Raw genomic sequence first — 21,182 nt, 5'->3', positions numbered from 1 at the left:
GCTGCCTTTACAGGCGCGGGTTCTTCCCGGTTCATGGGTTTCTCCGATTGTGATGGTGGGCAGGTTACGACTCGCACTTGCGCGCAGGATGAGGGCAGGGTTTAAAGCTCATCCGAATAGAGATCTGAGGTGAGAACAGCCATGAACGAACGTGACGGAATCGAAGCGATTACCGAGATGACGCTGTCCCTTATTGCCATCCTATACGGAGGCGGAGTGCTGTCGAAGCAGCAGGTGTTCACAGCGATGGAAACCGCTTCGGGGCGATTGGCCCAAGCCTCAAGCCAGGAATTTCTCCGCACATACATAATTGATCGGATAACCGACAATCCGGGATGGGATAGGCCGGCTCCAACTACGTCAGTGGAGCCAGATATCCTCCCACGCTTACAGCAAGTGCTTTTGCGTGTGATAGATGAGGCGCAAGAGGTAAGGCACAACTGTTTGCACGATGAGCTTTCAGGGCTGGATGAGCATGATCTGAACGAATCCGCCGACGAGCTCGGCGCGCTCCTCCAACGACTTATAGATCAACGAGTTAAGCAGGCGCTATCGTCGCAGATATGATCTCGGCAGCGATTGTACCGGTCAGGACCGAGTTATTGAAGAAGAAACCACCGCAGTACCCCCCGAAGAGCATCGGTATGCCCGTGTAAGGTATCGTTACTGTCATCACCGGCGTGGTCGAAGCAAAGCCTTCGTACACGGTGATGATTTGGTTGTCTCCACTTCTCCGCATGTTGATGCGGAGCTTGAGATCGTCCGAGGTCGTCACCGTCCCGGTCCCGGCCTGAGTGGCGAAGGATACTACGCCATTAATCGTCCTGCCGTTTATGAGGCGCAGAGTATTGTTGGCGTGGCGATACAGGAATGAAAACGACTTATCACCCTTGACCTGACCGGCATCGCCCCAGCCAGCGGTCCATCCGTATATGAAACCAGATCCTACGGGCAAGACTACGTTCGCCAAGATGTCAATCGCGTCCGAACCCGCCAACCCCCAAAGGTTGCTTCCATCGCTGTCCTCACCGAGGAGGCTAATGCTGAAGCCCGACCCTGCGGACGCTTGTTTGGCAGCCCGCCCATGGTTTTTCAATGCCGACCTCGGGACGGACGGGTCGAAGGGCATGAATTCCATCCATCCGATATACCCATCTTGCGCGCCGGAAGCCTGAACGAGTCCAACCCGATATTGTACACGCGACAATCCCCACGGCAATTTTCCAATCACCGAAGGCATATCGGATCTGCGATAGCCAGATGAAGGGAAGTTGAACCCCGCTGACGACGGAACCCTCGCCACGGTCTGCTCGGACACAGTCGAGTAGATCTGCACAAGAGATCCGTCCGACAGACCGTTGGCAAAGGCGGCCGATGCGTCGCCGTCAATCGATCGATAAACGACCGCGGCTTCCGACGCTTCGTTCCAGGCCCATATGTCAATGATCCTGTCGGTATACGCATACGCCCCATAATCGTAGACCCAGTTGCCGCCGAACTTTCCATTCGAACCAGCGAAAGCCGAGACTAAGCCATGGCCAGTTCCAGATTCTGCCGAGAACGGCGACGCAATCGATCGTCTCCCCGACTTTACCTCGACAATGTCTCGAAAGAAAAATTTTGCAATAAATCCAGCCTTGAATGCATGGCCGGCATCACCGAGGTGGAGATAGTCAGGTTGCTGCCCAACCCACCTATAGCCGTCAGTGTTCAGTGACAGCCAATCCCGAATTGCCTTATCTACATCGAGAACGGGAACGCTCAATTCTGCGGTGAGCGCAACCTTCACAGCGTCGATTTGACGGGAGACCTCACGATTGTCTCTGCCGCCGGTCCGCAAGGGCGCCGGATCACATGTTAGGATGAGCGGAACTGCGCCATAAGCCATGACCTTGAGCATGAGACGCCGTAACTCGTACAACATAGCCGCATTCTCAGAACCACTTTCCGGCTGGTCGTTTAGACCAAACCCGATGATCACAACATCAGGGACGCCATATTCGGGGTTATTGACGATTGCTGCCTCGAAGTTTTCGTAGGCCCATCCATCAGTGAGTTTCTGGCCGGTGTAGCCAGCATTCCAAACGTTTATGTTATTGTTGCTATGCATCGCCCGCAGGATTGCCTTGAGCTTTGCCGGCCAAGCATTTGGTGCAGTTGCTTCATGATCAATGGTCCCCACGGCGGCGCCGCCAGCCGTGGGGTTTGCAGTCCACCCAGTTGTGCCCCGCCCATCGGTGGTGCTGTCGCCAAAGCAAGCCACATTGACGACTTCCCCGGCGCTCATGCGCGCCTGAAGATATTCAAGTCGCTCCTGGATAGAAAACTGGCCGGTAAGCTGGTCTGTACTGGGACGGGAAACGACAAATTGCCACCATCCTCCGTTAGCCGAGCTCGTTGAGCCATCCGGCAGATACCGATCAGTCGTCCGAAACTTCAGCTTAGGGGCTACATCGGGATCGGAGACTACGCGTTGCCAAGTGGACATAGCGCTGTCCAGCATGGCCGATCGCCCGAGGACATTGATCGTCAGAACACCCGAAGGCACGGCGACAAGGGACATGCCCTCTACCGTCCCATAGATCGGCACCTCCTTTTCAGAGGCAATGTCATTGACGTATCCGGCAGCCTGGTCGCGATAGTTGAGCGCCGTGTCGCGCGCATCTCTCGACTGGTTACGATAATCCAGCGCCAGATCGCGAGCATCTTCTGCCATCTTCAGGACGACCTGAGCAGCATCCACGGGAAGATCGAGTTTCTTCACCCAGATTGACCCGCTGTATACATAGATGCCACGTTGTTCGTCATCATCGTCAGCGACGACAATCCCCACTTCTCCTTCTTCCGCTCCTGTCACGGAATCTAATTGGGCCTTCGATCCGCGGACATAAGCTGCGGTGACGGCGATACCGAGCGCGCTGGAGATGTTTTCAAGCCATGTACCCCAGGCCCGAATAAGGCTCTTTGACGGCTCGTAAGGGGTGCCGGAAGGACCGTCAGCCCAGATGATTGCGGCGGTTTCTACCATGGTGTCTCCATGCGAAAGCGCTCCGGCAGCAGCCAGAGGCGGGTATAGTTTCGTTTGTTTCGATTAAGTTGCCGCGCGGTAAGCCACGAGGCGAAGTGGGATCAGCAGGGTTTGCCCGACGCCGATCGCCGGGATGACGTGATAAATCTCAACAGAACCATTGGTTGGGACGTATCCGGTCCCTTCGATCATGATGCCGGCAAGGACATTCACGCCAGCGAGGGTCGGATATGCGCGACGATGAGCATAGATGCGGTCTCCGACCTTTGAACCGGTGATCGAGAACGTTGCCGTCCTAGGAGCCAGATTGAGTGCCAACAAACCGCTGTAGCTGATTTGAACGTCAGCGATCCATGCGATGGCGGATGCGATGACGCCGTTGGACGCCGTCTGCGCGATAGCGTTTGCGGCAGATATCAGGCCTCTTTCATCGGTCTGCGTCATGGCACCGCCACATCGATATAGACTGCGGCGCTCGTGAGACCTGAGATATTCTCAGCCTGAGCCCACAGCCTCATGGTTGCACCGGCGGCAGATGGAGGAGTGACATAGCGAACGTCGCCCGGCGATGCTGCCAGCTTGTCGATCAGCGTTGCGGCAGCGAAGCTTTGCGCCGTGGTGCCGATCTTGAACGTCAGATAAGCGGTGCGCCCCACGGTCGAAGTCGTATTCGCGGCCCGTGCGCTGAATGTCGGAGCCGAGAATGCGAGGGCCTGCGGGGAAGCCGGAGCCGTGCCGTCAACCGTAGCAGTGATGTTTGCTGTGACTGACCAGTCGCCATAGTCTCCGTCAGACGCGATGAATGCTACCTGCAGGTCAAGTTGTGCATCGGATGGCACGACATTCGTGCTCATGTTGATGAAGCCCGCAGACGGGGTTGCGTTCGGGAACCTTTGTTCCACCCATGCGCCAGGGTTTCCAGACCCGTCATCGGTGACGCGATATCTGACGACAGGGATGAGAGAGTCGTCGACGGGATCGATGATGACGACCCTGATGTAGACGCTATCGCCCCTAGCCTTCGCCTGCACAAGGTTGATAACGGGCACAACCACATCACCCTTCCCGGTTTTCGGCGGGACGGGCGGCATCTGTCCTTCATCGGTCGCAGGCGTCCATGCGTCGATGTTTTCCGGGTGCCTCATGATATCCATGGTGAAGCCGCCAGCCAGAAGAGATAGCACTGACTTTCGATTTTCGATCAGCTTGCCATTAAGCTTCGGCAGCATGATCGGTGCATTGATGCGTACCCATCGGCTGTAGACCGAGTTTATGCCGGAAAGCCGTACGTTGATCTGCCCGCTAACCTTCTCCTGAAGACGAAGCCAGTCACGCTTTCCGAGCCGGCGTGCCTGTCTCCATTGCTGGACCCACTGGTAATTTGCGTCCTGCGCCAGGACACGGCCGGCGGTGATCTGAGCCCCCGTATCTTCGAAGAAATCCGTGTCAGAGGTGGCATAGCCGATTTCTGGATAGCAGAACTTTGGGACTAGCCTGTTGACCTCGTCCTCCGGCAGAACATCATATTTGATGTTGCGGCCCGCGATGTCGCTGTCGGTCAGTGTAGTGACATATTTCTCGCGGAACTTGCCGACGATGTAGAGCAGCGCGCCGTCGCCCCGCTCACATATCCAGCCGTCGCAGGAGGCAAGGATGGCATTCGTGGCCGCCTTCGGATCGTTCTCGGTCGTGTCGAATCCGTTGCATTCGTAGCGCCGCTCCAAGCCGCCGCCTTTGAGCGGAACAAGCTCATCGCAGACGTCAGCCTCTTCCTGCCACATATCAAGGACAGGAAGGATCGCCTTGCGATAGTCGCGCTTGTGGCCGAATTCATTGAAACACTGGTGCCAAGCCATGATGACGGCCGAGTTTCGCGTCCATGCCCATGTCGTCGGGTCTTCTGGGTCCTGCAACGGATCACGGAAATCCCAGCATAGGGCGCCATCGACTTCCACAGACAACTGTGGGGGGCCGTATGGGAAGGTCTTGTTCTGCTTTTCGGCTTTGGTGCTTTGGCACACCATGGCAACGGAAGCCTGCCCATCGCCGCGGTGATTGTTGGTCCAGACGCCTTCAGCCGACAAAACTGAAACAATCTGAGAGTATGCCGTCTCAGGAACAAGCCCGCGACGACTATAGATCTGGACTTGGTTGCCGTAATTGGTCCCCGACTGGATAACCCCGCCGGAATCAAGCGTCACCTCGTCGTCATGCAGCCAGTACCTATTGAACGACTTGATCTTGTGGCCAGCAAGCGCCTGAACCGAGAACAGCGTCTTGCCTTTGGCCTCCCAGAGCATGAATGCGCCGCCAAGGCGGTTGCGCCCGACGCACCACTGACGGTACGGGATGGACTGAACCTTCGGGACTTTTCCGTCTTCTGGCTTTGGCGGTTTTGGGGCCAGAAGCATCTGTATGCCGATAGAAATGGCGGTTGTCGCGATCGCTGACAGGCCAGCGATTACGAGCCCCCCGATCTGCGTGGCTGCAAAAGATGCGCCGAAGGCAGCAGTGAGAAGCGGCGTGAAGATCGGGTCATAGAGAGCGGTCGTCGAGCGAAGCAGCCAATCCCGGTTGGCGTCACGGAAATAGTGCTGCGCATCGCTTGGCACGTTCTCATAGATCGCCTTGAGGCTCATGCAGGCATTCTCCATGCGGCGATGACTTCGGCTTTCACAGCACGAACCCCGCCTGGATGGATGGCAGCCCAAAGAGGACCGAAGCGAACCGCTCCGATCTCTGCTTTGACTGCTTCCGTAGGTGTTTCCGCCGTCATGGCGCGGACTAGACCGATATCGCCGTCCTGCAACTGCTGAACCCGCTTGGCGCCGATCTGGGTAAGTTGGTGGCTCATCATAGGTATCATGCCACCGAAGCGAGCAATGATCGCCTCTGCCCCTTCACGGTCGCGATAGGTTCCGCGAAGCTCTTCCGCGGGATCGATGCCGATGCTCCGCTCTGCCCACGATGCAGGGAAGGTCATGCAGTCATCGCCACCCACCCCGCCCCACCGGAAGCGGTGCGGGAGTGCGAGAAATTCGAAGATGTTCATGAAGCCTCAGTAGATTGGCCATTTCGGCTGGATGCCGCGGGCGTAGGCGCCTGTATTTCCACAGAAGGCATCCGTCGGATAAATCGATCTCTGCATCGCATCGGACCAAAGGGATCGAGACGGTCGTGATCGCGTATTCTCCCCACCGACAACTGCCAGGCTGAGAGAGATCGTCGCGCTTTCGCCTTCCTTGACCGGCGCTTGGGCATCTTCAAGGTGTGATGCAGTACCGGTCCAAATCGGGATAATATTGCTCACCGGCTGGTGATACTTATCGAGAGTGGTCAACCCGACCTGAACCAGCTTGCCGCGCACGGCCGGGATGCTGTCGATGACCTTCGCCCCCGTACCCGGCTCAATGCCGGAGACAGAAAAGTTGATGGCACTCGACTTGCCGTTTACCAGAACTTCAAGCGAAGGAATTCCCTGCAGCCTTCCTCCACCCATGTAGACCGTTCCATCGGGGTCGATGCTGTCAAAACCGATCGGCATATCGTTGACACCGAAATAGAGATGCAGCGCTGGGTCTGTCTCGACCCGGAGGAATATGGCCAGGCTCGTGCTGGTCCGAAGGGATTCCGTGACGGCTTGCGGCACGTACTGCGCCGAATAGGCCATATCAGAAAGCCTCTACGAATGAGATCGAAGGACGGGAAGAATACCAGCCTGAATATTCGAAAGGCACCGTCTGGCCTCTGGCAATCTTCATGACGCAGCGCGGGCGTGCAAGTTCGATCCTTGTTCCAGATGTCACCGGTTCACGCAAAGGCGGCGATATAGCGATTTGCGAGATCGGGTTTTCTTCATCCGTCTGACTGATCAGTTCCCACGACCGATAAATCCGCCAACCCTTCGTCTCGTGGTAGATCGAGAACCAATCTGACCATCGGAAAACTTTACGCGCCCCGCCGTAGACCCGGACATTGATGACGCCGGCGTTCAGACCAGCATCAGCCGACAATTCGCCATAAACCGTTGCCTGCGAGTAGCCAGAGCCATCGGTGAACAGCGAGCCATCCGAATGCGGGATACCTTTGATGATTGGCCGAACAGCACCGCCGATGACAGGGAACGGGCCTACCTTGTCATTGACCAAAGGCACGACGATGTTGCGAAACCCGCCATTCAGGCGAGCCCCCAACCATGAGAGCACCTCGAAGCGCTCATCAGGCCCTTCCAGCACCATGTTTTCCATGGTTGCCGTCATCATGCCGCCGCCAGATGTCTCGATGCTTATGGCCTCGCCTACCCCGTTCACGCCGCCGTCGATGGAGTTCCCGACATTGTCGAAGCGGGTGCGTGTAGGCCGAAGGAAATCGACCGGAAAATCCGGCTGATTGGTAAGATCGCCCATGCTTAAGCCACCCGCGATGTGTATTGCTTCTGGTTGTCGCCAAAGCCACCGTTGATCTGCTGATCGTTGTACTGGTGAATGGCTTCTTGAGCGCCCTGCCTGGACAGTTCACGGATATGATCGTCGCCACTGCCGCCATAGACGTTGACGTGCAGTTGTGGCCTTTGATTGCCACCACCGCCGCCACTGCCGCCCATCATGCGGGCGCTACGGTTCGTGTCGAAGACCTGCGAGCCTTGAGGAAGGTTGACCAGCTCCGGCCCCTTCTCGCCAACGATCGCCATGCCGCCCGGTGCATAGTTCGTTCCATCAGCGAAGAGACCGGTTAGACCCTGATACTTAGAAAGGTTCGGCCCGAAGAGACCGCCGATCCACGAAAACAACCCACCACCGCCACCCCCCGATGGAGACGATGGCGCAGACGGGAAGAAGCTCGTCGACAGACCCTCTCCGATCTTGCCGAGACCGCCGCCGAACGTATCGAGGCCCTTGGTTGCCGATCCAGCCGCATCCGCCAGTTTATTGACCGCATCAGTCGCTGTGGCTCCACCACCGGTTCCTATGCCGTCCCACTTGCCGACGCCAACCTTTGCAGCCCCGTACCAAGCACCCCAGCCGTTCTTTGCGGCATGATCGAGGGCGAAGTCGGTTGCGGCCGGTCCATTGGCAGCGAGAGCCGGGTCGAGACCGGTCTTATCCATGAACGAGTTGCCGAGACCGCCACCCTTATAGAGCTGGAACGGGCCGTATGACTGCTCGCGCACGCCGTTCTTAACGAAGCTGGATTGCAGGTTCCAGCTATTCAAGCCGCCTTCGGACTGAGCAACCTTGAGGGCGGTATTCGGGTCGATACCCCGCTTTACCGCTGCGTCTCGGATGTAAGACGCGATATCCCCGGTCGCCGACACATTCGGGATGGAAGACCTCGCGACAGATGCGACTTTACCAAGGCCCGAGAACGCGCCCGCAGAGTTATCGTTCGCAGCCTTTCCGCCGATCGCTGAAGCGATAGAACTGACGATGCCACCCGAGCCAGATCCAGACTTGCCGGTGAGCCAATCCGCAAACAGATTGCCGAAGCCGTCGAAGAATTTCTCCCACAGCTTGTTGGCTTCGTTCTCAAACGACGACTGGAAGCCCTTCAGGAACGATTTCCCGATGTCATGGCTCCCGGAGACAAGCTCATTGCTGAAAGCCGAGCCAAAACCCTTGGCCATGTCTTTCGCCTGCTGCCAGTCATACTGCTGGCCGATCCGCTGGGCATTGGCGCCGCCGAGATCTTCGGGCAGGCCATACTGGCGAAGCGTGGTGGTGATCTGCCGATCGCGAGGCGAAAGGCGCGCGTCAGATGACTGCTGCCCCATCTCGAAACTGAACCGAGCCTGATTGTATTGGTCGGTAAGCTGGCCAAGGGCCTCAGCCCGCTGGTGGATGAGATCGAGTTCCTTCTGGTCGACATCGATGCCCTGACGAGCAGCGTCGAGACGCAAAGCGCTGCTCAACTCATATTCTTTGCGGAGGGCAGCGGCAGCGCCGCCGGTCTTGCCGATCAGGTCGATTTCCGACTGCTGATCCTGCAAGGTCTTGTCAAGGTTCATCGCCCGATCACGACGGGCGTCAGAAAGCTGCTTTTCAGCCTGCGCCAAAGCTAGCAAGCCAGCCTGCTCTATTCGGGTGCGGCGCTGAGGCGCGGTCTCATCATTGTTATACTGAGCGGCTGCGGAAGCACGCGCGGCGGCTGCGCGTTCCTGTGGCGACCGTGAATTGATGCCTGTTACCTGCGCATCGAAGCTCTGACGCTGGCGCTGGGCTGCAACGCGCTGCTGCGATTCGAACAGCGTCAGGTTGGCTTGATCGGCCCGCGACGACGGCCCCTGCGACAGCAATCTTCCATTATCGCCCGGACCTCGATCATTGAAGATCGCTCTTTCGATGCGATCCCGCTCTTGGATCGCCAGTGTACCTTGACGAAACTTCTCTACGAAGGGCGCTAGGTCATCTGCCTTTTTGGCAAACTTCAAATCGAGATCGGCAGCTTGATCAAGGCTCTTGTAGAAAGCATCGAAATCTGGCTTGCCCTTTTTCGCTTCGGCCCGAAGGCGGCGCAACGCATCCTCGATCGGCCTATAAGCGCTGTCCACAGAGATATCGTTGCCACCGTCCGTGCCGCCACGCACGCGGCTCAAGACGGAGCCGGTCTGGTCGAACAAATCATACTGAGCTTGGCTAGTCGCCTTTCTGAGAGCGCGGCTGTCAGAAGAAGATTGGTATCCCAGAACGCTTGCACTTTCGATCGCGAACCCGCGAGCCTTTTCCGTCAGCGACCCATAGCGATCATCGATCCGCTTAAGCAAAGCATCGTGGCGTTCAAGTGCATCATCCAACTTCACTGTCTGGGTGGCAGCCGATATCAAGCCCGATCCGAACTGAATGGCTGCGGCTGCGGCTGTGGTGAGACCAATCGCAGCGAGCGAGACCGGGCTCAGAATAGCTGCGAAGCCGGCGGCTAGGCCTGTTAATGCCTGCTTCCCTGACTGGCCGGCGAACGCCTGTGCAAGCTGTGGTCCCTGCTGGAGGCCAACAGTGGTTGGGCTCATAAACGGAGCCGTCGAGAACGTATCAAACAACTGAGCAGCAACGTTTGATGTCTGGAAGTTGCTGTTCGCTGGTGCCGGGCGTCCCGGGTTGCTGGGTTGGCCATGCATCGGATTATTGCGCAGTTTCGCCATCTCGGCGTTCAACTGCGCAATCGCGTCTTTTTGCTTTTGGATCATTGCCAGTGAGCCAGCTTGTGCTGCGTCAGCCTTCTTTTGAGCTGCCGTTACAGCATTCAAGCTTGCTTCCAACTGCTTGTACGAAGCGCTGGCTTCTACGGCCGATTGGTCGAGAACACCGTTCGCTTTCGCAGCACGAGTAGCCGCTGAGGACATCATGTCGAGGCGTTTGTCGATCGAGGTTGCGATACCTTCGAGACGACCGAGCGAGCCAATGATTTTGTCCAACGCCGGGTTGAGATCGGCAAAGCCTCGCTGAGCACGCGTTGCTGCGCCGCTAATGCGGCTAGCCGCTTGCTCGACCTTCGCACCTGAAGAGACGAATTTCTCATGGCTTTCGGTCGCAGCCGCCATAGGCGAGCTATCTATCTCATAGCCGAGCTTTGCGATGGTCAAGGGCTTTACCTTTGATGGAAGTGGCAGCTATCTTCGCGATGTTTCGCGAGGATCAACGATGCCAACATGTAAAGTTTGCAACGGCCGGTTCGGCCTAATTGAATTGAGAGACGGTATGTGCCGTCCTTGTCGGGATGAGGCGCAAGACCGCATAAAGCGTGACGAGGATGATAAAGAACGTCGGCTGGTGGACGCTGGGCTTACTGCAGGCGTCTCACCTCGAATTTTGGATGAAAAATCCGCTCATGTGATTTTGACCACCGGACTTGGTGTTCCTGGACGTGAAGTGAGCTCCATCATCTCTATTATTGGAGCAGAAGCCGCCGTTGGCATGAACGTTTTCCGCGATATCGCGAACAATTGGGTGGACACGCTAGGTGGCCGAAGTGGTTCAGTTCAAAAGATGATCAAAGACGCGCGCGAGATAGCGATGAGAGAACTTAAGCGCGAAGCTTTCCTTGTCGGAGCTGATGCGGTGGTATCAATCGATATCGATTATAATCAAGTCAGCACTTCTGGCGGGTCTGGTGGAAGCATTCTGTTTGTCGCCACGACAGGTACTGCCGTAAAGTTGTACCCATAGAAAAAGCCCGCCGAAGCGAGCTTTTTCAGATAAATTAACCAGCCAGACCGAGCCAAAACGTGCCAGAACTCGCCTAGCCTCGCCAGCCAGAGAGAACCGCAGCTCGCCAGACCTGAACTTGCCTAGCCGCGCCGTGCCTGCCGAAACGCACCTCACCGCAACAAGCCTCGCCAAGCCGTACCTAGCCTCGCCTGCCCTACCATGATCCCTGCCAGCCGGACGGGCATCCGGCTCCGCACTTAGTCCCCGATCTTCTGGAGTGATCGGGGGAAGTTCGCATCGATCTTGTCGATGATCTCAATAAAGGACGCAAACTCTTCGAGATCCCGATACCGAGAGCGCCACGCCTTCAGTTCGTTCATCGCGCGGTCCAAGACCAACTTTCTGGTCTTGGTTTGCGACATGGCATGCGACGCCTCGCGATAATGCGGGGCTGATGGTTCAGGAACATGGACATATGCCCTTGTCCTCACCGCCGGCTTTTCCGGCTGCGTGTAGATCGCAACGACAGCCCTTATCAGTCCCCTCGCCTGCTGCAGCCGGTAATGTTCGGCCGCCGCGCTGTCATCCCATTCGAAAAAGGAATGCAGCGGCGAATTGTTGTTGCGGGCATCATCGAGGATGTCTTGCGGTGTCAGTTCGCCTTTGAACTTCTTGCGCAGCATCTCGATATGGTTGCCGACAAGGTTTGCGTCAGCGTTTGCGCCAGCCTGGAAGCGGGCGCCATCGGCAAATTCAAAACCCGCGATCCGCATCACGCAGCCTCCAGTTTCTTCATGTCGCTTTCGTCGGCGACGTGAAACATGCCGCTCATGCCGTCCTTCTCGGGGCGCCACTCACCCACGCCGACCGCAAAGCCGGCGACGTTGATGATGTTGAGGAGCTGCTCCTCCGACAAGACGTTGGCGTTGAACCGAACCAGAAGCTTGGCGTGCCAGTCAGCGAATTCACCGCGATACCGAAGATCAGCAGTGCCCATGCCGACGCGCACCATATCCTCGCGCATTGAAGGCTGGCCACCCTCGATGCGGACGAGGTTGACGCGAGCCTTGGTTCCTTCAAAGGCGCCGTTCACGTCGATATCCTCGCCAAGGATGTGAAAGGCTTGACGGGCGGCAACCTTCGTGATCCCGGCAACGGACGTGCAGGCCGTGACAGCCGCAGCCTTGAAGCCGATTGACGGGAAACCAAAACCGTCGCCGAGGCGGTAGAGCGAACTTTCGAAATCGGCCTTAGGGTCTTTCGCCTCCTTGGCCGGCTTTGCCTTCTTCATCTGCTTGTCGAGCATTTCACGCTTAGCCTTTGCCGACCAAGCGTGAACGATCAACGGGCTGTCGCCCATGACAGTGACTTCCATGAGCCGCAGATCGAGACGCGGCAGAGTTATTCCTACTTCTTCCTTTTTGGCGATGGCCATGATGGTTCTCCATAGGCGCCCGGCCCGCCAAGCCCGGTAACGCACAGGGGTTCGCTTTCACGAACACCGGGGCCTATGAAGCTGGTGTTCGCGTTACATCCTCATTGGCGGCGAGGAATTTGGGGATTTCGGTTTGATGCGATACCGGCTATTCGAACGCGTCGACGCCAGACATCATCATTCGTTTTTCTTCTGGTATCTGGACCCGAAGCCCCAGGGGGTTTGCCCATCCGAGGCTGTATTCATCAGCAGAATCGTCTAGTTCGAGATCTTCCTCGACCCCACTGTGCCCCATCCTGGATGAGGATAGGATTGACGGCTCATCGTCTGCTCCGTCTTCAAGGTCAACGTCTCCATCCATGGCATCAAGCGCAGCGATGAGGCGATCGACATATTGTTCAAGCATTTCCCGCTGTTCGGACATGCCGCCATCCAGAGATGGACCCGTCGGCGATAAAGCGACAACCGCCGAACCGTTGTCGCGCTCCGCGCGGTGGAAAGCAGACGCAACAAAGGGGTCGCTAAAAAGCGCGGAAAGAGGTATGGCGAAGCCAGCCATTCGATGATCCTCCAGTGATCTTCGTTTCGGTTAGGGCCGGTGAGAGGTTGCCGCCTCTTGTTCCGGCCCGACTTTTATGGCACACATAAATAATGTCGTCAACATTAAATGTAACACCTAAAAAGAGAGGCCGACCGGCTACTGGAAAGCAGCCGCATGTCAGCGTTCGCATGTCACCGAAGTTGACTGACGCCGTCGACAAAGTTCTCCGAGATGCCGACGTCCCGGTCACAAACCAGTCCGAGGCCCTGCGCTTCATTCTTCGCGACTGGTTGATCACCCACGGCTACCTAGAGATCTCACCTCTTTACGGGGAATAAAGCATCGAACAGGCGGGAGGTCAGAGGACGTGAAGAAACCTGATCCTTGTCCGCCTTGCTGCTTTCGTCCCGCTTTTCGAAATAGGTCTTCATTCGAATGGCATCCATTCGCTCGATTGCATCGAGATGCCATGAGAGAGGGGCAATGCCCCTCATCCTGAACCAAGCCTGCATTTGCGCTGGCTGTAGCGGGTTGATCCCGTAGCCGGTGCCCTCGCGGGTCCGGTCCAGACTCCAGAACCACCCCCAAACGTGGCGCCCGGCTACGGGTATGCGAGGCTTCTTGTCGTTGAGCTGGTCGCGCAAGGCCCTTTCGAGCCGGACGATCAGCTTGCGATAAAAGATCCCCGGCGGTCAGCCTTGAACCGGATCTGGTTTTCGATGATCGGGTACTTGGTATAGAGCCGGACGGCATTCTCTTCCGAAAAGCTCAACTGCTTGCCGTCGACCATTGGCGGCTTGTTCCAACCCTTGGTGATCTTCGCCAGATAGAGGATTTGCCGCTTACGCTGCGCCTCCGGGCTGTCGATGTCGGCATTGTTCTCGGCTGCCGCCTCCTGCTCGATGAGCTTGGCGAGTTCCGCCGAAGCTTTCGCCGCGACGGTGCTGTCAGGGCCGAAGATATCGATGATCAGGCCAGTCGATTTGTTCGTCGGGCCTACGATCTCGACCGAGATGCCGTCTTCCTGCAGCCGAAGGTTTTCGTCCAGCAGCGACAGGTCGATGAAGATTATTTCTTTCTCACTCATGGATCACCGAAAGTTACGCGGCAGCGGCCGGGATGCGGAGGATGGCGGAGTTGATTTCCAGCGTCGTTGAAACGATACGGGCCGTGTTGGCGCCGCCGCCCTGCTCAGGGGATCCCATGACGATGGCATAGAAGAGCTTAGTCGAGCCATTCGGGACCGTTGCCGCGGTATGGACGCCGCTTTGTGTGCCGGTCGTGGTGATTGCCGCACCGCCGGGCGTTGCTGAGACGCTGAACGTGTTCGTGGCGGTAGAGGCGACGAAGTAGGTCGTGCCTGCGACGATGCCGGTCGGGAGAGCGCCGGTCGTGCTGAACTTGACGCGATCGCCGACGGCCAGAGTGTGGCCGGTCCATGTGATGACGCCAGGAGCGGCGATCGTCATGGTAACGACAGACGAAAGAGCCGGCGGCGCATCGTCGTGGATGATGCGGAACGGATAGTTGAACGAGGTGTTCTCGGCAGCGATGAGCGCGATCTGACCATCATCATCGGGCAGGATCAAGAACTGATTCTGCATCGAGCCAGCGTTCTTCGTGCCGCCAGCCTTGATGTCGCGACCGCGGTTGATGGCGGATTCGGTGATGAGCGTCTTGCTGTCACCAATGGCGCCCATGGTCTGCCATCCGTCGATCTCTGTCCAGACGGTGGACGCGAACAGTGCCTCCGTCATGTCTTCGTCGTCAGGCACCGAGGTCACCGCCGGGCCGATATAGATTTTCGATCCAGCAACGGGATAGAGCTGCATGGTCTTCTCCTTTTGAGGTGGCTGATTGCGCTTGCCGAAGGCGCAGAACGGCAGGCCAATCAGGCCGGAACTTGTGGGTATGACTTCCAGAATGCCGTCACAGGCACCTGATAGTGGGTATCGCTGGTCATGAGGTTGGCCAGCGCGGGATCTTCGTCGAACCGGACTTGCAGAGAGCCCATGTAAAGCTTGGTGCCACGCCTGAACGCCGCGCGGACCTGACCGGCGATCTCGTAGGCATCCACGACCGACCTGCCCTTCGGCAGCATGACGTTGCAACGGACGAATCCCTGTCGGATCGGGTCCATCTGCAGGGACAGGTCTGTCTCTATGCCTTGATTGAAATGGATCTCGAATGAGACGAACCGGCTTGTCGTGGTCGGGGTGTATGCCACACCCGGGATTGCTTTCTCCCATCCAGTCGGCAGCTCGATTGCCTGAACACCAGCGAGGAGCGCCTGATAAATCAGCTTTTCATGGGTATCGGCCATGCTGTATGCCTCTCCTATGGCCGATAAACCGCTCAGCGATATGGAAGTCCACGACCTGCTACACGCGGCCATGTCATCAATGCTGAACAAAACTGTGCTGACGGTCGAAGGCCAATCTGTTCTAGGCGCTGCGATCCGCAATCTTGAGGTGCTTCAGCAAGCCCTCATCATCATGTCGAAGACTGAGGACCGCCTTCGAAACGAGTTCGAACCTTAGCTTCTTCCGCGGCCACGATCTGCGGCCATCTCTGCGAAACTGACTCGATGAACCCGTATCCGGCCTGATTGTATGTTCGCCCAAGCGCGTCCTCGCCAACGAAACCGTAATTCATGCGAGCGGCGTAAGCGGCCTGAGCCCCGATGTAGACCGTAGAACCAAGTTCTGCGCCAGCGATGACCAGCTCCGAAGCCGCGGACACATCGGTGAAGTCTTGCTTACCCTGCTTGATCGACGGCATTTCTGCGGTCGATGCCATGAACGAGCGGCGAAGATTGCCTGTTTTCACTGGCATCCTGCCGCCATTCTCGACCGAGGTCCGAACCTCGACGAAGACAGTTTGCGCAGAGCCGTGAAAGATAGCTTCGAGGGCGCCTTCGGTCTGTTGAGCCCATTCAGAGATGGATGCAGCAAAGCCGGCCATCAACGCCCCCTCGATCGAGCAAAGGCCTCGCCGAAATTGAAGACGTAGTCTTGATCGCACTCGCAGTTCACGATTTCCGATGCAGGCGCTCCGAGAGAAGTATCACCCGGGAAGCACATCATCGCGCCAGATCGAGAGACAAACGGCTGCGTCATGCCGCGCACTGTTTGACCGTTGAGATGCTGGTGCGTGTCACGAGATGTCTTCTTTCCAGAATTGCGCCATGTGCGGGTGACGAGGTTTTCGTCTCTTCCCGCAGCATCCAGCCCCTGAAGGTAAGCTTCGTGCTTGGCTGACATAACTGAGGTCAGCGTCTCCGTTCTTGCAATCGTCTGACCTCGAAGTCTTAGATTGCGATCTCTAAGCTTCATCAGCAGCTTTTCGGCTGTATCCTTATCCAGCGGCTTGTCGGTTGCGATCGCCTTGCGAACCGCACCATCGAACCTCTTATCTCGCGTCTTGAGGTCCAGATATCTCTTCATCAGCGCCGGGTCGCCTGACAGCAGATTGATCCGGGTTCGCGCCATCAGTTCGGCTTGCGGGCCATTGAGACCGATCACGCCGCCTTCGCGCTGCCCGGTAACGGCAGACTTCCTGCCTACGAGGTCAAGAGCTATGCTGTTTGGGCCTTGCCCTTGCGAGTACCCGGAGACGATCGTCGTGCGGGCTGCCTCTATTACTCCCTCGCTGACATTGGTGATTAGCTTGGAAGAGAGGTCACGAATATTCGCCTCTGCCCTTTGATTGCTCACATCCCAGCGCCAGACGACGCGGGCGCCAATGAAATCAGCCAGCTTTGGCATCGCTTTGGCGACCAGAGATCCGCCGGCATTGAATGCCTGTCGTATCGCCTCACCGATCGACCTGAACGCGCTTGGCTGGATATGCAGCGCCTCGATCGCCCCCTCGATATCCTGCCGCTCCAGCCGCTCGACCACTTCCTTGATGACTATTTCGGATTTCACCTCCGATATAGCCTCCTGGAATGCCTTCTCCATTTCGGGAGAAAGCCTGTTGATCAGCTCCTGTAACTGCTGGCGAAGCGTTGCCATTAGGCGCGGAGCATCCTGTCACGACGGCCTTCGACTTCCATGATGGTCCTGATGAGATCCTTCGAAGGCGTAAGATGCTTTGGGATGATGAGTTCTGGACCTCTCTCCCCCATGATATACTGGCGTGACTGAATTCCGCCACCGGAGGCGAATGCGGGTTTGACTGCTGGCGCGACGACCGCCGCAACCGGTGCAAGCGCCAATGCGCTGAGAAAGCCGCGCCGGTTCATTCCGCCACCTTCTCGCCCTTGCCCTTGGCATCAGCCTTGGCGGGTTCGTCCTTGACCTCAGCGCCGAGACCCAGTCGCTCGATGGTATTGACCTCGCGGTCGGTGATGTCCTTGAGAAGGGTGCCTGCCTTGTTGCCGGCGTAGTCTTTCGAGAGCAGAGCGTGTGCCATGTGATTTCCTTCCTGTGGGAACGAAAAAGGCCCGCCAAAGCGAGCCCTTTGATTACTGTAATTGTGCTGGTGTTACATCAGACGAAGCGTAGCTTTTCCGTCTTCGTCCGACCGGCCACCGTAAGCATACCCGTCGCCAGTTAGCTTGATCTCTCTCCGTGGCGGAGCGCCAATTACTTGAATTTCCTCCTGCACGGTAATCACGCCTTTGATTGGCTCAATTGCTGGCCGGTCAAGAGAAACCTCTGTCCATGCCAAACTATCAGAATCCGATTCGTCTCGACTGCAGGACTGCACCAGAAATGGTGTCGGCTTCACAAGATCGGTCAGTAGTGCATCTGCCAGACCTTTCGGTATAAATCGGGCCTCAGTGCCAGACGCATCACCAATGGAAAGTGCGTACAGATCGCCTTTCTTGTAAATGCTGATTGAGTAGTAGCCAAGAACATCAAAGTCGCCTTCGGCTATTCGCTCCCAGCCGCTCACGCCAATTTCTGGATCGCGCTCATTCTCAGCAGGCGAGATATCCTTAACGACGTCGCTCATGGCATTCTCCTTCGCCCGAATAATACCATCGCGTGCTGCTCATGCAATCCTCGCCTGACAAATATGAACGACAGGCGTTGCCCCGTCATACAGGTTGGGATCAGAGTTGATGATGCGGTAGGTCTTGCCGTTGACGCTGGTGTAGTCCCCGGGCGTCGGCGTGATCGCCAGACCGATAGCCGAAATGTAGAGCTGCACGTCACCCACGAGGATAACCGTGCCGTCGATCTCGCGGGCCTGATATGCCATTGGCACGAGCTTAGCCGGGTATGCGGTTTCTACCGGATCGCCGCCTTCGTTCGGGTCAGGAGGCGTGCTGCGCGTCACAGTGCCTGCTTGGCCGTATTTGGTGATCAGGCGGTTTGCTGTGGCCTGCAGGCGGGCGTAGAGCGGGTTTGCCATGGTTTCGATTCGGCCTTAATCGTTGCCAGCCAAAGGAGGGCAGCATGACAAACATTGACGTTAAGCAGACAGGCATCAACCCGGCGAATGGCGCTGCAAAATACGGGCTGAAGATCGACGATCAAGTCGTCGGCATCGATCTTTCGAAGGTCGATGTTATGATGAACGTATGGTCAGCGCTTCAGTTGCCAGATTATGCTTGGGAGTCAGTCAAGGCAGAACTACAGAAGCTCGAGCCTTGACCTTCCCTATTTACAGCGACCACCGATAGACCATATCCCGAAGCACTGCAGATCCTCATCCTTGAGGAACGGAGCCAGCATGCCGTCGACGATCGAGATCAGCGGCGTGATGCTGGCGGCAGTGCCATCGGATGCCGCGGCCTGATATTCGACCTCGATCTGCCCGACTTTCTCGCGCTTCACGGCGCTGGAAGCCGATCCGACCACCGACAGGCTTCCCGGCTCGCTCGCTTCCTGCCATGCAGCCTGATACGAGGCGTTGATGATGGCAGCAGGCACAACAGTCGACGACATCAGCTTACCGTTGACAATCGCGCCCTCGCGCGGCCACTGACGTTCCTGCCCTGCATCTACGACAGAGCCGAGGAACCGAGCCCCGTAGACCGCATCGATGTAGTTGCTGCCACGGTTGCGGAGAACTGCGGCCGACGGCGTGCCCGGGTCGTTCGGTAGCGTGTACCCATTATCGTTCAGCCAGGCCGTGAAGCCTGCATCATCACCGTATCCAGCCATCTTCGATTATCCGTTCAGTTCTGGCCCGGAGGCTTGATGACGCCCACGGCTATGAGGACCGCGACTTGCGTGGTGGATACAGCCATGACGGCCTCCAAATAAATGGCATGTTGCTTATCAAGTCAGTCGCCTTATTTAAGCGACATGGAAATTACACCGCCGACAATCGCAGATGACCATCCCGATAGGCTGATATCCTGCCAAGAGGCCATGGAGAACGCGACGATAGAACTTATCGCAACTGCTGTTGCGGCAGGATGGACTAGGGTGGAAGCCCTTGCCGCGCTTGGCGAACTTGTCGACAACCTGATGCTTGCGCACCAAAGCACCGAGGATACCGACCGCATCATCGGCATGATCAGGCGGATGACTTGACACCCCGCAAATGATGTCAGGGCGGTGGGGTCAGCCCGCTTGCCGGGCGGCAAGGAAAGCGTCCAGCGCGGCGATATCCATCGTTCCTGCGATCACGCCAGCCAACTTGGTGTAGTTGTTGGACCAACGCGAGCCGGAAGGGATGCGCCCGATATCGATTTGACCGCCAGTCGCCAGAAGCGGATCAAGTAACGAGCAGTCCGTCGTGCTTTTGAGTACGCCATCGACCCACATTTTCATGGTATCGGCAACCGTATCAATCTCCGCGATAATGCGGGTCTCATTCGTCAGCGTGAGACCTGTTGCGGCTCCTGTCACCTGCTTTGTCGTGCCAGTCGGGGTCGTATTGGCAATGACGCGCGCCTCTGTGGGTGAGTAGGTGACCAGCGCCACACCCTGCCCGACGACCGGGTCTTGCACGCTGAGCAAGCCTTTTGCCGATGAAGCGGTTACAGATACACCCTTGCCAACCCAGAACAGAACGATCTTCGTCGAGTAAGCTGGCGCGGTTTCGTGGACTAGCATGGCGTTCTTAGCCGAAGGCTGAGCGTGGAAGCCCGCGTCATTGACAGTGTTGAGCTTCCACGGGGCTCCCTTCACGACCGATATGCCTTCGATCGCGTCGGCACCCGTAATGATACGCGAGCCGATCGTGTTCTGTTGGTCCCAAGAGTAATAGTAGACGATGCCCTCTGTGCCGTTCAGTCCAGCAGAGATAGCGAGGACGTCATATTCATCATCAAACCAGAACTGATCGCGACCAGACATGCCGATGTTGCGGCTCGACACCAGCGATCCGTCTGTGCACGATCGCTGTTCGATGAGTGTCGCGCTGTCCGCCGCGCCGACCAACAAGCAATCCGACGAAGGCCACCGTGCGAGACCATTGGGCGCATATGACAGGGTCATCTCATCGGCTGTGATCGCCACACCCGCACGGGTCAGATGCCGAACCTTGTTGTTGCCAGGATCGGCGAACCAGATGGTATTGTCACTTTCGTCGTAGGCAACACCCTGAATAGTGACGCTTGCCCCGTAAAGCGGGATCAGTAGAATTTCCCCAACCTTCCCGAGAGAAGCGTTGAGCAAGACAATAGATGCCTCTGGCGTCAGGTCAGCTTCGTTGGTCCTGCCGTCATTGCCAACAAGCCAAATCCCATCAGCAGTTTTGTCGAGACCGGTGCAAGTGAAACCAGCACCGGGGACGCCACCGGAGCCATCCGGCAACAGCGTCGAAGACAAAGCCTTTGCCCTAACACGGCTGACCGTAAGGGCGCTGGACGTGCCGTTGAAAAGCAAGCCCGCAGAGCTTCGAACTGGCTGATTGGCAGTCGTTGCCTGTGCAGCATCCTGGGGCTGAGCGTTCCGGCTCAACAGCGATGCAACGGCACCATCGGCAACGTCTCGCCAGTCCCACCACGCGACTACGCGACCATCAGAAGAAAGCGGCAGCACCCCACCGCCCTGTGTTGAGATGACGCCTGCGCCCACCAGGGCGGCAACTTGTACCGGAGAAAGAGCCATCGGGTTTTCCTTGTCGCTC

Annotated in this window: 25 protein-coding genes; 3 read left to right on the top strand and 22 right to left on the bottom strand. The window is 57.4% G+C overall.

What is annotated here, in order from left to right; all coding sequences use genetic code 11:
• Window positions 1-141: 141 nt before the first annotated feature.
• Window positions 142-567 carry a hypothetical protein gene (locus AC2GXZ_RS13640; RefSeq protein WP_483759709.1) on the top strand — a complete coding sequence of 142 codons (426 nt, stop codon included), beginning with the start codon at window positions 142-144 and terminating at the stop codon, window positions 565-567.
• Here AC2GXZ_RS13640 and AC2GXZ_RS13635 read toward each other — a convergent pair.
• The 7 genes from AC2GXZ_RS13635 to AC2GXZ_RS13605 form a co-directional block, all read right to left on the bottom strand.
• The gene (locus AC2GXZ_RS13635) at window positions 539-3,028 is read right to left on the bottom strand and encodes an SGNH/GDSL hydrolase family protein (protein WP_483759708.1); all 2,490 of its coding nucleotides are present in this window, start codon (window positions 3,026-3,028) and stop codon (window positions 539-541) included. The two genes, AC2GXZ_RS13640 and AC2GXZ_RS13635, sit on opposite strands and share 29 nt — an antisense overlap.
• A gap of 63 nt (window positions 3,029-3,091) precedes the next feature.
• A complete protein-coding gene (locus tag AC2GXZ_RS13630) occupies window positions 3,092-3,472 on the bottom strand; it encodes a hypothetical protein (protein ID WP_483759707.1) in 381 nt (126 codons plus the stop codon).
• Window positions 3,469-5,667, bottom strand: a complete 2,199-nt coding sequence (locus AC2GXZ_RS13625) for a phage tail protein (RefSeq protein ID WP_483759706.1) — start codon at window positions 5,665-5,667, stop codon at window positions 3,469-3,471. The genes AC2GXZ_RS13630 and AC2GXZ_RS13625 overlap by 4 nt, the downstream gene beginning before the upstream one ends.
• On the bottom strand, window positions 5,664-6,080 hold the full coding sequence (locus AC2GXZ_RS13620; RefSeq protein ID WP_483759705.1) for a DUF6950 family protein: 417 nt from the start codon (window positions 6,078-6,080) through the stop codon (window positions 5,664-5,666). The genes AC2GXZ_RS13625 and AC2GXZ_RS13620 overlap by 4 nt, the downstream gene beginning before the upstream one ends.
• Before the next feature lie 6 nt (window positions 6,081-6,086).
• Entirely contained in the window at window positions 6,087-6,698 is a 612-nt protein-coding gene (locus AC2GXZ_RS13615; protein WP_483759704.1) for a hypothetical protein, read from the bottom strand.
• Between the two features lies 1 nt (window position 6,699).
• Window positions 6,700-7,434: a hypothetical protein gene (locus tag AC2GXZ_RS13610; protein WP_483759703.1), complete on the bottom strand. Its 735-nt coding sequence runs from the start codon at window positions 7,432-7,434 to the stop codon at window positions 6,700-6,702.
• Between the two features lie 2 nt (window positions 7,435-7,436).
• The gene (locus AC2GXZ_RS13605) at window positions 7,437-10,604 is read right to left on the bottom strand and encodes a hypothetical protein (RefSeq protein WP_483759702.1); all 3,168 of its coding nucleotides are present in this window, start codon (window positions 10,602-10,604) and stop codon (window positions 7,437-7,439) included.
• Between AC2GXZ_RS13605 and AC2GXZ_RS13600 the strand changes: the two genes are divergently transcribed.
• Window positions 10,597-11,187 (top strand): YbjQ family protein, encoded by a 591-nt coding sequence (locus tag AC2GXZ_RS13600; RefSeq protein WP_483759701.1) that lies wholly within the window; start codon window positions 10,597-10,599, stop codon window positions 11,185-11,187. The genes AC2GXZ_RS13605 and AC2GXZ_RS13600 overlap by 8 nt on opposite strands.
• A gap of 239 nt (window positions 11,188-11,426) precedes the next feature.
• On the opposite strand, the gene AC2GXZ_RS13595 is transcribed toward AC2GXZ_RS13600, so the two are convergent.
• The 13 genes from AC2GXZ_RS13595 to AC2GXZ_RS13535 all read right to left on the bottom strand — a co-directional run bounded on the left by AC2GXZ_RS13595 (window position 11,427) and on the right by AC2GXZ_RS13535 (window position 18,509).
• Window positions 11,427-11,945 (bottom strand): hypothetical protein, encoded by a 519-nt coding sequence (locus AC2GXZ_RS13595; protein ID WP_483759700.1) that lies wholly within the window; start codon window positions 11,943-11,945, stop codon window positions 11,427-11,429.
• Window positions 11,942-12,604, bottom strand: coding sequence for a hypothetical protein (locus tag AC2GXZ_RS13590; protein ID WP_483759699.1), 663 nt, complete (start codon window positions 12,602-12,604; stop codon window positions 11,942-11,944). The genes AC2GXZ_RS13595 and AC2GXZ_RS13590 overlap by 4 nt, the downstream gene beginning before the upstream one ends.
• Window positions 12,605-12,752: 148 nt before the next feature.
• The gene (locus AC2GXZ_RS13585; RefSeq protein WP_483759698.1) at window positions 12,753-13,163 is read right to left on the bottom strand and encodes a hypothetical protein; all 411 of its coding nucleotides are present in this window, start codon (window positions 13,161-13,163) and stop codon (window positions 12,753-12,755) included.
• Window positions 13,164-13,462: 299 nt separating this feature from the next.
• Window positions 13,463-13,789 carry a phage tail assembly chaperone gene (locus AC2GXZ_RS13580; protein WP_483759697.1) on the bottom strand — a complete coding sequence of 109 codons (327 nt, stop codon included), beginning with the start codon at window positions 13,787-13,789 and terminating at the stop codon, window positions 13,463-13,465.
• Window positions 13,790-13,809: 20 nt separating this feature from the next.
• Complete coding sequence (locus AC2GXZ_RS13575; RefSeq protein WP_483759696.1) at window positions 13,810-14,232, bottom strand: hypothetical protein; 423 nt, start codon at window positions 14,230-14,232, stop codon at window positions 13,810-13,812.
• A 13-nt stretch (window positions 14,233-14,245) separates the two neighbouring features.
• Window positions 14,246-14,977: a hypothetical protein gene (locus tag AC2GXZ_RS13570; protein WP_483759695.1), complete on the bottom strand. Its 732-nt coding sequence runs from the start codon at window positions 14,975-14,977 to the stop codon at window positions 14,246-14,248.
• A 59-nt stretch (window positions 14,978-15,036) separates the two neighbouring features.
• A complete protein-coding gene (locus tag AC2GXZ_RS13565; RefSeq protein WP_483759694.1) occupies window positions 15,037-15,468 on the bottom strand; it encodes a phage tail terminator-like protein in 432 nt (143 codons plus the stop codon).
• A gap of 170 nt (window positions 15,469-15,638) precedes the next feature.
• Window positions 15,639-16,109: a hypothetical protein gene (locus tag AC2GXZ_RS13560; RefSeq protein WP_483759693.1), complete on the bottom strand. Its 471-nt coding sequence runs from the start codon at window positions 16,107-16,109 to the stop codon at window positions 15,639-15,641.
• Window positions 16,109-17,161, bottom strand: coding sequence for a head morphogenesis protein (locus AC2GXZ_RS13555; RefSeq protein WP_483759692.1), 1,053 nt, complete (start codon window positions 17,159-17,161; stop codon window positions 16,109-16,111). The genes AC2GXZ_RS13560 and AC2GXZ_RS13555 overlap by 1 nt, the downstream gene beginning before the upstream one ends.
• Window positions 17,161-17,391 carry a twin-arginine translocation signal domain-containing protein gene (locus tag AC2GXZ_RS13550; protein ID WP_483759691.1) on the bottom strand — a complete coding sequence of 77 codons (231 nt, stop codon included), beginning with the start codon at window positions 17,389-17,391 and terminating at the stop codon, window positions 17,161-17,163. Before AC2GXZ_RS13550 ends, AC2GXZ_RS13555 begins: the two co-directional genes overlap by 1 nt.
• Window positions 17,388-17,561: a hypothetical protein gene (locus AC2GXZ_RS13545; protein ID WP_483759690.1), complete on the bottom strand. Its 174-nt coding sequence runs from the start codon at window positions 17,559-17,561 to the stop codon at window positions 17,388-17,390. The genes AC2GXZ_RS13550 and AC2GXZ_RS13545 overlap by 4 nt, the downstream gene beginning before the upstream one ends.
• 72 nt (window positions 17,562-17,633) lie before the next feature.
• On the bottom strand, window positions 17,634-18,107 hold the full coding sequence (locus AC2GXZ_RS13540; protein ID WP_483759689.1) for a hypothetical protein: 474 nt from the start codon (window positions 18,105-18,107) through the stop codon (window positions 17,634-17,636).
• Window positions 18,108-18,146: 39 nt separating this feature from the next.
• Window positions 18,147-18,509, bottom strand: a complete 363-nt coding sequence (locus AC2GXZ_RS13535; protein WP_483759688.1) for a hypothetical protein — start codon at window positions 18,507-18,509, stop codon at window positions 18,147-18,149.
• A gap of 44 nt (window positions 18,510-18,553) precedes the next feature.
• On the opposite strand from AC2GXZ_RS13535, the gene AC2GXZ_RS13530 reads away from it, so the two are divergent.
• Entirely contained in the window at window positions 18,554-18,751 is a 198-nt protein-coding gene (locus AC2GXZ_RS13530; protein ID WP_483759687.1) for a hypothetical protein, read from the top strand.
• Between the two features lie 6 nt (window positions 18,752-18,757).
• On the opposite strand, the gene AC2GXZ_RS13525 is transcribed toward AC2GXZ_RS13530, so the two are convergent.
• Window positions 18,758-19,264 carry a DnaT-like ssDNA-binding protein gene (locus AC2GXZ_RS13525; RefSeq protein ID WP_483759686.1) on the bottom strand — a complete coding sequence of 169 codons (507 nt, stop codon included), beginning with the start codon at window positions 19,262-19,264 and terminating at the stop codon, window positions 18,758-18,760.
• 405 nt (window positions 19,265-19,669) lie between these two features.
• On the bottom strand, window positions 19,670-21,163 hold the full coding sequence (locus AC2GXZ_RS13520; protein ID WP_483759685.1) for a hypothetical protein: 1,494 nt from the start codon (window positions 21,161-21,163) through the stop codon (window positions 19,670-19,672).
• Window positions 21,164-21,182: the final 19 nt, after the last annotated feature.

It is taken from the genome of Aliirhizobium sp. YIM B11859, from assembly GCF_057163345.1.
The sequence above is the reverse complement of the archived record's forward strand: the minus strand, read 5'-3'. Positions and strand labels throughout refer to the sequence as shown.